Source organism: Serratia marcescens (assembly GCF_029846115.1).
GTDB classification, from domain to species: domain Bacteria; phylum Pseudomonadota; class Gammaproteobacteria; order Enterobacterales; family Enterobacteriaceae; genus Serratia; species Serratia marcescens_L.
Map to the genome: position 1 here is coordinate 1,588,979 of NZ_JARVZZ010000001.1, position 12,764 is coordinate 1,601,742.

Below are 12,764 nucleotides of genomic sequence, written 5' to 3' on the forward strand. Positions count from 1 at the left end.
GGCTCCTGGAAATGAGACCGGGGATTATAGAGCTTTGTGGCGATATGTTCGACGGGTTTGTTGGCGCGGGCTGCGCGGGTTTGTTAGCATAGCGCGGCGCATGGCAGGCATGGCGCACTACAACGGGTAGGAATCGGCATGGCATCAAAACGCGACTGGCTGTTACAACAACTGGGTATTACGCAGTGGACATTGCGCCGCCCGGGCGTGTTGCAGGGCGAAGTGGCGGTCAGTCTGCCGCCCGAGGCGCGCCTGCTGGTGGTGGCACAGACGCTGCCCGCACCCGACGATCCGCTGTTTTGCGACGTGCTGCGCAGCCTGGGGCTGACGCCGGCGCAAACCTACAGCCTGACGCCGGAACAGGCGGCGATGCTGCCTGAAGAGACCGCATGCAACAGTTGGCGGCTGGGCGTGGCGGAGCCGCTTGCGGTCGCCGGCGCGCAGCTACACAGCCCGGCGCTGGCCGAGCTTTCCCAAGACGCGGGGGCCAAACGTGCCCTCTGGCAGCAGATTTGTCATCATGAACACGATTTCTACCCTGACGGCGGCCGACCTGGCCACGGCCTTCACCATTGAGCAAGCCAGCCACGCTTTCCCCTGGACGGAAACCACCTTCGCCAGCAACCAGGGCGATCGCTACCTTAACCTGAAGCTGAACGCCGACGGGGAGATGGCGGGGTTCGCCATCACGCAGATCGTGCTGGACGAAGCCACGCTGTTCAACATCGCTATTCATCCGCAGTACCAGCGTCGGGGCTTTGGCCGCCTGCTGCTCAACGCGGTGATCGAACAGCTGGAGAGCCGCGGCGTAGTCACGCTGTGGCTGGAGGTTCGCGCTTCCAACCAGGCGGCGATCGCGCTGTATGAAGATCTCGGTTTTAACGAGGTCACCGTGCGCCGCAATTATTACCCGAGCGCCCACGGCCGCGAAGACGCGATCGTGATGGCGCTGCCGCTGGCGTAATCCGCCTGGCCGGAAAAAGCATTGATTGTCACCGGTTGGCAAATCGGCGAAAATGCCCGGCTGTTATCTTTTATTCACCGCTTTGCCCGGCGCCGCGATCGGCGCGTTCTGATGATGTCGCAGGGCGGACTAACCGTAGAACCTGAAAACCATGTCTCCTAGTGAATTTGCCCGCGAAGTCTCTAAAAGAAGAACTTTCGCCATCATCTCGCACCCCGATGCCGGTAAAACCACCATTACCGAAAAAGTGCTGCTGTTCGGACAGGCGATCCAGACCGCCGGTACGGTAAAAGGCCGCGGCTCCAGCCAGCACGCCAAATCCGACTGGATGGAAATGGAAAAGCAGCGTGGGATCTCGATCACCACCTCCGTGATGCAGTTCCCGTACCGCGACAGTCTGGTCAACCTGCTGGATACTCCGGGGCACGAAGACTTCTCCGAAGATACTTATCGTACGCTGACCGCCGTCGACTGCTGTCTGATGGTGATCGATGCCGCCAAGGGCGTTGAGGATCGTACCCGTAAGCTGATGGAAGTGACCCGTCTGCGCGATACGCCGATCCTGACCTTCATGAACAAACTGGACCGCGACATCCGCGATCCGATGGAAGTGATGGATGAAGTCGAGCGCGAACTGAAGATCGCCTGCTCGCCTATCACCTGGCCGATCGGCTGCGGCAAACTGTTCAAGGGCGTTTACCACCTGTACAAGGATGAAACCTACCTGTACCAGACCGGTAAAGGCCACACCATTCAGGAAGTGCGCATCGTCAAAGGCCTGAGCAACCCGGAGCTGGATGCGGCGGTAGGCGAAGATCTGGCGGCGCAGCTGCGCGATGAGCTGGAGCTGGTGCAGGGCGCTTCCCACGAGTTCGATCAGGAAGCTTTCCTGAGCGGTGAGCTGACCCCGGTATTCTTCGGTACCGCACTCGGTAACTTCGGCGTGGATCACATGCTGGACGGCCTGGTGGCCTGGGCGCCGGCACCGATGCCGCGCAAAACCGATACCCGCGAAGTGACGGCGGCGGAAGAGAAATTCACCGGCTTCGTGTTCAAGATCCAGGCCAACATGGATCCGAAACACCGTGACCGCGTGGCCTTTATGCGCGTGGTTTCCGGCCGCTACGAGAAGGGCATGAAGCTGCGCCAGGTGCGCACCGGCAAAGACGTGGTGATCTCCGACGCGCTGACCTTTATGGCCGGCGACCGTTCGCACGTGGAAGAAGCCTATCCGGGCGACATCATCGGCCTGCACAACCACGGCACCATTCAGATCGGCGATACCTTCACCCAGGGTGAAGACATGAAGTTCACCGGTATCCCGAACTTCGCGCCGGAACTGTTCCGCCGCATTCGCCTGCGCGATCCGCTGAAGCAGAAACAGCTGCTGAAGGGGCTGGTGCAGCTGTCCGAAGAGGGCGCGGTGCAGGTGTTCCGTCCGATCGCCAATAACGATCTGATCGTCGGCGCGGTCGGGGTGCTGCAGTTCGACGTGGTGGTGGCGCGTTTGAAGAGCGAGTACAACGTGGAAGCGCTGTATGAATCGGTCAACGTGTCGACGGCGCGCTGGGTCGAGTGCGACGACGTGAAGAAGTTCGAAGAGTTTAAGCGCAAGAACGAGCTCAACCTGGCGCTGGACGGTGGGGACAACCTGTCCTACATCGCGCCGACCATGGTGAACCTCAACCTGACGCAGGAACGCTATCCTGACGTGACCTTCCGCAAGACGCGCGAACACTGATTGCTCGGCAGGGCGCCCAGTGCGCCCTGCACGTTTCCTCCATCCTCACTGCGCTAATTAATAAACCTTCCTCATATTTTATCCTGCGAACCGCTATCGCCAGGCGATGTTCGTTCGGCCTGCGTTTTCCGTCTGATGGTCTATCTTTAACGAGATGTCCGCACATTGCTTGAGAGTAAATCACTGTAATACGTTATTTGTTTGGTGAGTTATTCTGATGTGTTGCCGATTGGAGATAGTCAGTGTCTTTAAATATCAATGAGATAGCTATATTTCAGTTTTGTGTAACTTAGCCTGTCGTCAATAGACGACAGTTTTTTGATTAAAAATCCGACTGAAATATTTTTCTATTTGATAATTAAGGTATTTCTTGAGTTGGCACGGCTGTTGCAATATTCCTGTCGTGAACGCTTAATCGTATAGCGATGATGAAGTATTTACCGAGAAGGCCGCGTGAAGGTGGCCGCAGGGTTCCGGCGCTCTGGCGCTACGGGCCCCCAACAAAAGGAAGAGATCGATGAAAAAGACCAAATTTGCACACTCGCTGATGGCTGTCGTATTGGGTTCTGTTTTGGTAAGCGGCAGTGCGCTGGCCGAAGACAGTCTGCTCAACAAGGCGTCTAACGCCGCGGATAGTGCCGGTGCCAAAATCGATAGCTCCATGAAAAAAGTTGATGGTTACATGGATGACAGCGCGATAACGGCTAAAGTTAAAAGTGCGTTGGTGGAAGATAAGACCATCAAAAGCGCCGACATTTCGGTGAAGACCGAAAAAGGCACCGTGATCCTGAGCGGGTTCGTCGGCAGCCAGGCGCAGGCGGAGCATGCGGTCGCGGTCGCCGGTAAGGTGGAAGGCGTCAAGACCGTCAGCGACAAGCTGCACGTGAAAGATGAAGCCAACCAGTCGATCAAATCGTATGCCGGCGACACCGCCACCACCAGCGAGCTGAAAGCCAAGCTGTTGGCCGATGACATCGTGCCGTCGCGCAATGTGAAAGTGGAAACCACCGATGGCGTGGTGCAGCTGTCCGGTGAGGTGAAAACGCAGGCGCAGTCTGAACGTGCGGAAAGCATCGCCAAGGCCATCGACGGCGTGAAAAGCGTGAAAAACGACCTGGTGGTCAAGCAGTAACCCCGCCAGGCGCCCGTAACAAGCAACAACAAGCCACATCTGTCGGGCCGTGAAGGCGGCCCGGCATGTACCACCAAAAAAAGAAACTGATTTGCCGCCGACGTCCCGTTGTCGGGGCGGTAGGCAGCAGCGAATTTTTCACAATGGTAAGGAGAAGCTTATGTTTCGTTGGGGCATTATCTTTTTAGTTATCGCGCTTATCGCTGCGGCGTTAGGGTTCGGTTCGTTGGCGGGCACTGCTGCCTGGGCGGCTAAAATCGTGTTCGTCGTCGGTATCATCCTGTTCCTGGTCAGCCTGTTCACCGGCCGTCGGCGCCCTTAGCCGGCCGGCTTTTTCCTGCAAACTGTAACAAAGCTTAATTCCTTTTCTCACGTCGGGGAGGGCCGGCCATGAACAGCGACATCATCGTCGGGCGCTGGAAACAGCTGAAAGGCCAGGTATGGCAGGCATTGGCCGAATGGTCCGGCAGCGATTGCGCCTGGCTGGCCGGCAGTAATGATTTCCTCGCCGGTGTGCTGCAAGAGGATTACGGAAGAGAGCGAGACGCGGTATCCTCGGAGAAAACGTCTCACTGAGGATGCCAAGTTGGGATACAGAATACCCATCACGCTCGGCAATATAGAACCGCTGGCGTCTAAACCCTTTCGGCCAGGCAAGATGGCGCTGGTCTGCGAAGGCGGCGGCCAGCGCGGCATTTTCACCGCCGGCGTGCTGGACGAGTTTCAGCGCGCGGGCTTTAACCCTTTCGACCTGATGATCGGCACATCGGCCGGCGCCCAGAATCTGTCTGCCTATATCTGCGGGCAGATGGGCTACGCGCGCCGGGTGATCACCCGTTACACCACCTCGGCCCAATTCTTCAATCCGCTGCGCTTCGTGCGCGGCGGGCATCTGATCGATCTCGATTGGCTGGTTGATACGGCGGCGGCACAGATGCCGCTGGCGATGGACGTGGCGGAACAGCATCTTACCGACGGACGCGAGTTCCTGCTGTGTGCCTGTCGCAGCGACGATTTCGAACCGACCTATCTGCCGGCGCAGCGCGAACGCTGGCTGCCGGCCATCAAGGCATCCAGCGCCATTCCCGGTTTTTATCGCCAGGGCGTGGAGCTGGACGGCATCAGCTACCAGGATGGCGGCATCAGCGATGCGATCCCGGTGGAAGAGGCCTATCGTCGCGGTGCCGACACCATCGTGGTGATCCGCACCGTACCTTCGCAGATGTACTACACCCCGCAGTGGATGAAGCGCATGGAGCACTGGCTGAGCGACAGCAGCCTGCAGCAGATGGTGCGCATCCTGCAGCATCACGAGCAAAGCTATCACCGCATCCAGCGCTTTATCGAGAAGCCGCCGGGCAAGCTGCGCATCTTCGAAATTTTTCCGCCGAAACCGCTGGCCAGCAATGCGCTGGGCAGCCGACTGGGGTCGCTCAATCAGGATTATCACCTGGGGCGCCGCTGCGGCCGTTACTTCCTGGCCACCGTCGGCCAGTGGATGGCGCAGCCGGAGCCGGACGGCATGAAGGTGAAAAAAACGCTGTCGCGCCGCCTGATCCAGCCGGAGAACGTCAGAATGCCTTCGCCGATCGTGACCGACATCGTCATGCCGCCCGATCTGGCAGCGCAGCCGGAGGCCGCCGTGGCGGCACCGAAGATCATTCTGCCGGGCGATTTGCCGCCGGGTGAAGGGGGCGCGCTGTGAGTTACGCCTTTACCGATACCCACTGCCATTTCGATTTTCCGCCCTTTACCGGGCATGAGGCCGAGAGCCTGACGCGGGCGGCAAGCGCCGGCGTGCAGCGCATCATCGTCCCGACGGTCATCGCCGATCGCTTTGCCCGGGTGCTGCGGCTGGCGCAGGATCACGCACCGCTGTTCGCCGCGCTGGGGCTACACCCGCTGTATATCGCGCAGCATCATGAGCCGCAGCTGGAACAGTTGGCGGCGCTGCTGGCCGAGCGGCCGCGCAAGCTGGTGGCGGTAGGGGAGATTGGGCTCGATCTGTATATGGACAACCCGCAGTTCGAGCGCCAGCACAGCGTGCTACTGGCCCAGTTGAAGCTGGCGAAACAGCATGACCTGCCGGTGATCCTGCATTCGCGCCGCACCCACGATCAGCTGGCTGCGGCGCTGCGGCGCATGCAGCTGCCGCGTCGCGGCGTGGTGCACGGCTTCGCCGGTAGCCTGTCGCAGGCGCAGGCGTTTATCCGCCTCGGCTATTACATCGGCGTGGGCGGCACCATCACCTATGAGCGGGCGCAGAAAACGCGCGGCGTGATGGCGCAGCTGCCGCTCGAGGCGCTGCTGTTGGAGACCGATGCGCCGGACATGCCGCTGGCCGGCTATCAGGGGCAGCCGAATCGCCCCGAACGCGCCGCCGAGGTGTTTCAGACGCTGTGCGAGCTGCGGCCGGAACCGGCCGATGAGATCGCCGCTCACCTGCAACGCAATACCCAAACGCTGTTCGTCATGCCGAATTGAGATCAACATAACGTGACTTGTGTCACGTTATAGGATTTTCATTTGCGTCTCGTTGTATACATTTGTGACATAAATCGGTGCGAGGGTGACCTCGCTCAGTATAATCCCCCCCGAAACTCTCCAATAGCAGACCTCTCTTCATGAGCAGGGATGTATTTTATTTTTTGCAACAGGGAAACTTTGCATGCAACTCATCATGAGTCTGGTTGGCATGGCGGTGCTGATCGCCATTGCGGTGCTGCTCTCCAGCAACCGCCGGGCCATCAAACTGCGCACCGTCGTGTGGGCGTTCATCATCCAGGTCGGCATCGGTGCGCTGGTGCTGTACGTGCCGCTGGGCCGCAGCATCCTCGGCAGTATGTCTAACGGTGTGGCAAACGTTATCGCCTACGGCAATCAGGGCATTTCGTTCATTTTCGGCGGGCTGGTGTCCGACAAGATGTTCGAGGTGTTCGGCGGCGGCGGCTTCGTGTTCGCGCTGCGCGTCCTGCCGGTGATCGTGTTCTTCTCCTCGCTGATTGCGGTGCTGTACTACCTCGGCATCATGCAGTTGGTGATCCGCGTGCTGGGCGGCGGCCTGCACAAGCTGCTGGGCACCTCGCGCACCGAATCGCTGTCGGCGACCGCCAACATTTTCGTTGGCCAGACCGAAGCGCCGCTGGTGGTGCGTCCGTATATCGCCACCATGAGCCAGTCAGAACTGTTCGCCGTGATGTGCGGCGGCCTGGCCTCGGTAGCCGGTTCGGTGTTGGCGGGGTACGCCCAGATGGGCGTGCCGCTGGAATACCTGATCGCCGCGTCCTTCATGGCCGCGCCGGGCGGGCTGCTGTTCGCCAAGCTGATGGTGCCGGAAACCGAGCAGACCCACGATAAAGACGATGCGATGAAACTGATCGCCGAAGAAGAGCGTCCGGCCAACGTGATCGACGCGGCGGCTTCCGGCGCGGCTTCCGGCATGCAGCTGGCGCTGAACGTCGGTGCGATGCTGCTGGCGTTTATCGCGCTGATCGCCCTGCTCAACGGCATTCTCGGTGGCATCGGCGGTTGGTTCGATTACCCGCAGCTGTCGCTTGAACTGATCCTCGGCTGGGTGTTCTCGCCGATCGCCTTCCTGATCGGCGTGCCGTGGAGCGAGGCGATGACCGCCGGTTCGTTTATCGGCCAGAAGATCATCGTCAACGAGTTCGTCGCCTACATGAACTTCGGCGCCTATCTGCGTCCGGACGACGTGGTGGCGGCGGAAGGCCTGCAGGTGCTGTCGGCCCATACCAAGGCGATCATCTCCTTCGCGCTGTGCGGCTTCGCCAACCTCTCCTCGGTGGCGATCCTGCTGGGCGGTCTGGGCAGCATGGCGCCCAACCGTCGCCACGACATCGCGCGTTTCGGTCTGAAGGCCGTCGCGGCGGGCACGCTGTCCAACCTGATGAGCGCTACCATCGCCGGTTTCTTCCTGGCGCTGTAAGCCATCCCGGAGCCCGCGACGGCGCGACCGATCGCGGGACTCCGCCTATACTCTAAGCAACGCGGGTGCTTGCCGCACCCGCGATCTTCAGCCGCTTCTTTAGCGAATTTGTGAACGATATCGCGTTATTTTGTGATGTTCTTCACATATAATTCCGGTCTGTTACAGTGCTATTTCATATAGTGTGACGATGAACGCGAATCGCCCCCGGCATTCGTGTTCAAATAGCTATTACTGGCCGGCCGCAAGGCGGGTGGCCATGTGCGGTGAGAAGGATCTCAGTTGCCGCCGCGGGAACGCCGTTCCCCTGCGCTATCTTCATGGAACCAAGTCCGCTCGCCAACACCCAGGTACTCAGTTGGAGAGTTTTATGACCGAATTAACCGCAGCAGCGCAACGTGCGCTGAACCTGATGGATTTAACCACGCTGAATGATGATGACACCGACGAGAAAGTGATCGCCCTCTGTCGTCAGGCCAACAGCCCGGCCGGCCACACGGCGGCCATCTGTATCTACCCGCGTTTTATTCCGGTAGCGCGCAAGGCGCTGCGCGAGCAAGGCACGCCGGATATCCGTATCGCCACCGTGACCAACTTCCCGCATGGCAACGACGATATCGACATCGCGCTGGCGGAAACCCGCGCGGCCATCGCCTATGGCGCGGATGAAGTGGACGTGGTGTTCCCTTACCGCGCGCTGATCGCCGGCAACGAACAGGTCGGCTTCGAGCTGGTGAAACAGTGCAAGCAGGCTTGTCAGGCGGCCAACGTGCTGCTGAAAGTGATCATCGAAACCGGTGAGCTGAAGCAGGCCGACCTGATCCGCAAGGCGTCCGAGATTGCCATCAAGGCCGGGGCGGACTTTATCAAGACCTCCACCGGTAAGGTGTCGGTCAATGCCACTTTGGAGAGCGCCGAGCTGATGATGTCGGTGATCCGCGATCTGGGCGTGGCGAAGACCGTGGGCTTCAAGCCGGCCGGCGGCGTGCGCACCGCGGAAGACGCGCTGCATTATCTGCAACTTGCCGATCGTATTCTGGGCGAAGGCTGGGCCGATGCGCGGCATTTCCGCTTTGGCGCTTCCAGCCTGCTGGCCAGCTTGCTGACCGCGCTGGGCCACCAGACCCAGACCGCCGGCGGCGGCTACTGATCGATTTCGTTGGCGGGCGCCAGGCGCGCCCGTCTGCACCGACTCTCGGCGACACAGGGGGATGCCTTGTTCCTGGCTCAAGAAATTATTCGTAAGAAACGCGACGGCCAGCCGTTAAGCGAAGCGGAAATCCGCTTTTTCATCAACGGCATTCGCGACAACGTGGTGTCGGAAGGGCAGATCGCCGCGCTGGCGATGACCATTTACTTCCATGACATGAGCATGCCGGAGCGCGTGGCGCTCACCATGGCGATGCGCGATTCCGGCACCGTGCTGGATTGGAAGAGTCTGGCGCTGAATGGCCCGATCGTCGACAAGCATTCGACCGGCGGCGTGGGCGACGTGACCTCGCTGATGCTTGGCCCGATGGTGGCGGCCTGCGGCGGCTATGTGCCGATGATCTCCGGCCGTGGCCTGGGGCATACCGGCGGCACGCTGGACAAGCTGGAAGCCATTCCGGGCTTCAATATTTTCCCGGACGATAACGCCTTCCGCAAAATCATTCAGGACGTCGGCGTGGCGATCATCGGCCAGACCAGTTCGCTGGCGCCGGCGGACAAACGTTTCTACGCCACTCGCGACATTACCGCCACCGTGGATTCGATCCCGCTGATCACCGCCTCCATTCTGGCCAAGAAGCTGGCGGAAGGGCTGGATGCGCTGGTGATGGACGTGAAGGTCGGCTCCGGCGCCTTTATGCCGACCTATGCGCTGTCGCAAGACTTGGCGCAGGCGATCGTCGGCGTGGCCAACGGCGCGGGCTGCAAGACCACCGCGCTGCTGACCGACATGAACCAGGTGCTGGCCTCCAGCGCCGGCAACGCGGTGGAAGTGCGCGAAGCGGTGCGCTTCCTGACCGGCGAATACCGCAACCCGCGCCTGCTGGAAGTGACGCTGGCGCTGTGCGTGGAAATGCTGCTGTCCGGCGGCCTGGCGCAAGACGAGGCCGATGCGCGCGCCAAACTGCAGGCGGTGCTGGACAACGGCAAGGCGGCGGAGGTGTTTGGCCGCATGGTGGCGGCGCAGCAGGGGCCGATAGACTTCGTCGAACGCTACGATAGCTATCTGCCGGCGGCAACGCTGAGCAAGCCGGTGTATGCTGAAAAGTCGGGCATCATCAGCGCCATGGATACCCGCGCGCTGGGCATGGCGGTGGTGTCGCTGGGCGGCGGCCGTCGTCGGGCGAGCGACGCCATCGACTACAGCGTTGGCCTGACCGAGGTGGCGCGCCTGGGCGATAAAGTGGATGCCCAGCAGCCGCTGGCGATGATCCACGCCAACGATGAAGAGAGCTGGCAGCAGGCGGCCGATGCGGTGCGCAGCGCAATGACGCTGAGCGACAAGGCGCCGGAGGCGACGCCGGTGGTGTATAAGCGCATCACTCAAGCGTGATGACCCTCGTCTTTCAAGCCGTAGCGTTGTTGGCTGCACGCGTGCACCCCAGTCACTTATTTGAGTAAGCTCCTGGGGATACACGCGCTAGCCGCCTAGCTACAACTTGAAATCCATTGGGTCTAAATTTAGAGAATAAGGGCGATTGCAGTCTTGCGGTCGCAATAGCGTGAGAACACGCAGGAGAGCACAGATGAAACGCACATTTATTATGGTATTGGACTCCTTCGGCATCGGCGCCAGCGAAGACGCCGAACGTTTTGGCGACCAGGGTTCCGACACCCTGGGCCACATCGCCGAGGTTTGCGCGCGCGGTGAGGCCAACGTGGGCCGCCAGGGGCCGCTGACGCTGCCTAACCTCAGCCGTCTGGGCCTCGGTAAAGCAGCGGAAGAATCCACCGGCAACTTCCCGCAGGGGCTGGATCGCAACGCCGACATCATCGGCGCTTACGCTTACGCCAGCGAACTCTCTTCCGGTAAAGACACGCCGTCGGGCCACTGGGAAATCGCCGGCGTACCGGTACTGTTCGACTGGGGCTACTTCAAGGACGAGCACAACAGCTTCCCGCAGGCGCTACTGGATAAGCTGGTGGAGCGCGCCAAGCTGCCGGGTTACCTGGGCAACTGCCACTCATCCGGCACCGTGATCCTCGATCAGCTGGGCGAAGAGCACATGAAAACCGGCAAGCCGATTTTCTATACCTCCGCCGACTCGGTGTTCCAGATTGCCTGTCATGAAGAAACCTTCGGCCTGGATCGCCTGTACGAGCTGTGCGAAATCGCGCGTGAAGAGTTGACCGAAGGCGGGTACAACATCGGCCGCGTGATCGCGCGTCCGTTCGTCGGCGACAAGCCGGGCCACTTCCAGCGCACCGGCAACCGCCACGATCTGGCGGTAGAGCCGCCGGCGCCGACCGTGCTGAAAAAGCTGGTGGACGAGAAGGGCGGTGAAGTGGTGTCGATCGGTAAAATCGCCGACATCTACGCCAACGTCGGCATCACCAAGAAGGTGAAGGCGACCGGCATCGACGCGCTGTTCGACGCGACCCTGATCGAAATGGAAAAGGCCGGCGACAACACCATCGTGTTCACCAACTTCGTGGACTTTGACTCCTCCTATGGCCACCGCCGCGACGTGGCGGGCTACGCCGCCGCGCTGGAGCTGTTCGACCGCCGCCTGCCGGAGCTGCTGAAGCTGGTGAAAGACGAAGACATCATCATCTTCACCGCCGACCACGGCTGCGACCCGACCTGGCCGGGCACCGACCACACCCGCGAACATATCCCGGTGCTGGTTTACGGCCCGAAAGTGAAGCCGGGCTCACTGGGCCACCGCGAGACCTTCGCCGACATCGGCCAGACCGTCGCCAATTACTTTGGCCTGTCGCCGATGGATTACGGTAAGACCCTGTTCTAAGCCCTGTCTTTCAAGCCGCAGCGTTGTTAGCTTCACGCGTGAACCCCAGTCACTTACTCAAGTAAGCTCCTGGGGATTCACCCGCTAGCTGCCTAGCTGCAACTCGAAATTCAAGGCTTAGATGTTTGACGTTTTTATTAAATAAGATTTCTAAAGGAAGAAAATTATGGCTACGCCGCACATTAATGCTGAGATGGGTGATTTCGCTGACGTAGTACTGATGCCGGGCGATCCGCTGCGTGCAAAATACATCGCCGAAACCTTCCTGGAAGGCGCGGTGGAAGTGAACAACGTGCGCGGCATGTTGGGCTTCACCGGCACCTACAAAGGCCGCCGCATCTCCGTAATGGGCCACGGCATGGGCATCCCGTCCTGCTCCATCTATGCGCGCGAGCTGATCGCCGAATTCGGCGTGAAGAAGATCATTCGCGTGGGCTCCTGCGGCGCGGTGCGTGACGATATCAAACTGCGTGACGTGGTGATCGGCATGGGCGCGTGCACCGACTCCAAGGTGAACCGTCTGCGCTTCAAGGACAACGACTACGCGGCGATCGCCGACTTCGACATGGTGCGCAATGCGGTCGACGCGGCGGCGGCGCAGGGCATCCCGGCGCGCGTGGGCAACATCTTCTCCGCCGATCTGTTCTACACGCCGGATCCGGACATGTTCCAGGTGATGAAGAAGTACGGCATCCTGGGCGTGGAAATGGAAGCGGCCGGCATCTACGGCGTGGCGGCGGAGCTGTACGAAGAGTTCGGCTGCAAGGCGCTGACCATCTGCACCGTGTCCGACCACATCCTGCGTCACGAGGCGACCACGGCGGCGGAACGCCAGACCACCTTTAACGAAATGATCGTTATCGCGCTGGAATCCGTACTGCTGGGCGACAAAGCGTAATACTCCGGCGGGCGTCATCATGGCGCCCGCCTGTCAATCTATTCATTCCGCTTGGCCAGTTTTGGCTAACGCTTTACCTTTCTGCCGTTTAACGCTATTACTTCCTCTATCAATCTATTCATCA

General features: G+C 60.4%; 13 protein-coding genes. All 13 read left to right on the forward strand.

Features of this window, described 5'->3' with window-relative positions:
• Positions 1–138: 138 nt before the first annotated feature.
• Positions 139–576, forward strand: a complete 438-nt coding sequence (locus tag QDT79_RS07350) for a DNA polymerase III subunit psi (RefSeq protein WP_033637012.1) — start codon at positions 139–141, stop codon at positions 574–576.
• Positions 521–964: a ribosomal protein S18-alanine N-acetyltransferase gene (gene rimI, locus QDT79_RS07355; protein WP_107226725.1), complete on the forward strand. Its 444-nt coding sequence runs from the start codon at positions 521–523 to the stop codon at positions 962–964. Before QDT79_RS07350 ends, rimI begins: the two co-directional genes overlap by 56 nt.
• A gap of 151 nt (positions 965–1,115) precedes the next feature.
• The gene (gene prfC / locus QDT79_RS07360; RefSeq protein WP_063991474.1) at positions 1,116–2,705 is read left to right on the forward strand and encodes a peptide chain release factor 3; all 1,590 of its coding nucleotides are present in this window, start codon (positions 1,116–1,118) and stop codon (positions 2,703–2,705) included.
• A 517-nt stretch (positions 2,706–3,222) separates the two neighbouring features.
• Positions 3,223–3,837, forward strand: coding sequence for a molecular chaperone OsmY (osmY, locus tag QDT79_RS07365; RefSeq protein WP_063991473.1), 615 nt, complete (start codon positions 3,223–3,225; stop codon positions 3,835–3,837).
• 160 nt (positions 3,838–3,997) lie between these two features.
• Positions 3,998–4,159: a DUF1328 domain-containing protein gene (locus tag QDT79_RS07370; protein WP_004857650.1), complete on the forward strand. Its 162-nt coding sequence runs from the start codon at positions 3,998–4,000 to the stop codon at positions 4,157–4,159.
• A gap of 68 nt (positions 4,160–4,227) precedes the next feature.
• Positions 4,228–4,413, forward strand: a complete 186-nt coding sequence (locus QDT79_RS07375) for a CsbD family protein (RefSeq protein ID WP_063991472.1) — start codon at positions 4,228–4,230, stop codon at positions 4,411–4,413.
• 10 nt (positions 4,414–4,423) lie between these two features.
• The gene (locus tag QDT79_RS07380; protein ID WP_107226726.1) at positions 4,424–5,542 is read left to right on the forward strand and encodes a patatin-like phospholipase family protein; all 1,119 of its coding nucleotides are present in this window, start codon (positions 4,424–4,426) and stop codon (positions 5,540–5,542) included.
• Positions 5,539–6,321 (forward strand): TatD family hydrolase, encoded by a 783-nt coding sequence (locus tag QDT79_RS07385; protein WP_308316357.1) that lies wholly within the window; start codon positions 5,539–5,541, stop codon positions 6,319–6,321. The genes QDT79_RS07380 and QDT79_RS07385 overlap by 4 nt, the downstream gene beginning before the upstream one ends.
• 184 nt (positions 6,322–6,505) lie before the next feature.
• Positions 6,506–7,783, forward strand: a complete 1,278-nt coding sequence (locus QDT79_RS07390; protein WP_063991469.1) for a NupC/NupG family nucleoside CNT transporter — start codon at positions 6,506–6,508, stop codon at positions 7,781–7,783.
• 370 nt (positions 7,784–8,153) lie between these two features.
• Positions 8,154–8,933 carry a deoxyribose-phosphate aldolase gene (deoC, locus tag QDT79_RS07395; RefSeq protein ID WP_142109245.1) on the forward strand — a complete coding sequence of 260 codons (780 nt, stop codon included), beginning with the start codon at positions 8,154–8,156 and terminating at the stop codon, positions 8,931–8,933.
• Between the two features lie 66 nt (positions 8,934–8,999).
• On the forward strand, positions 9,000–10,325 hold the full coding sequence (gene deoA, locus QDT79_RS07400) for a thymidine phosphorylase (protein ID WP_063991467.1): 1,326 nt from the start codon (positions 9,000–9,002) through the stop codon (positions 10,323–10,325).
• Between the two features lie 193 nt (positions 10,326–10,518).
• Positions 10,519–11,742 (forward strand): phosphopentomutase, encoded by a 1,224-nt coding sequence (gene deoB, locus QDT79_RS07405; RefSeq protein ID WP_063991466.1) that lies wholly within the window; start codon positions 10,519–10,521, stop codon positions 11,740–11,742.
• A 166-nt stretch (positions 11,743–11,908) separates the two neighbouring features.
• Positions 11,909–12,640, forward strand: a complete 732-nt coding sequence (gene deoD, locus QDT79_RS07410; protein ID WP_004933059.1) for a purine-nucleoside phosphorylase — start codon at positions 11,909–11,911, stop codon at positions 12,638–12,640.
• Positions 12,641–12,764 lie beyond the last annotated feature (124 nt).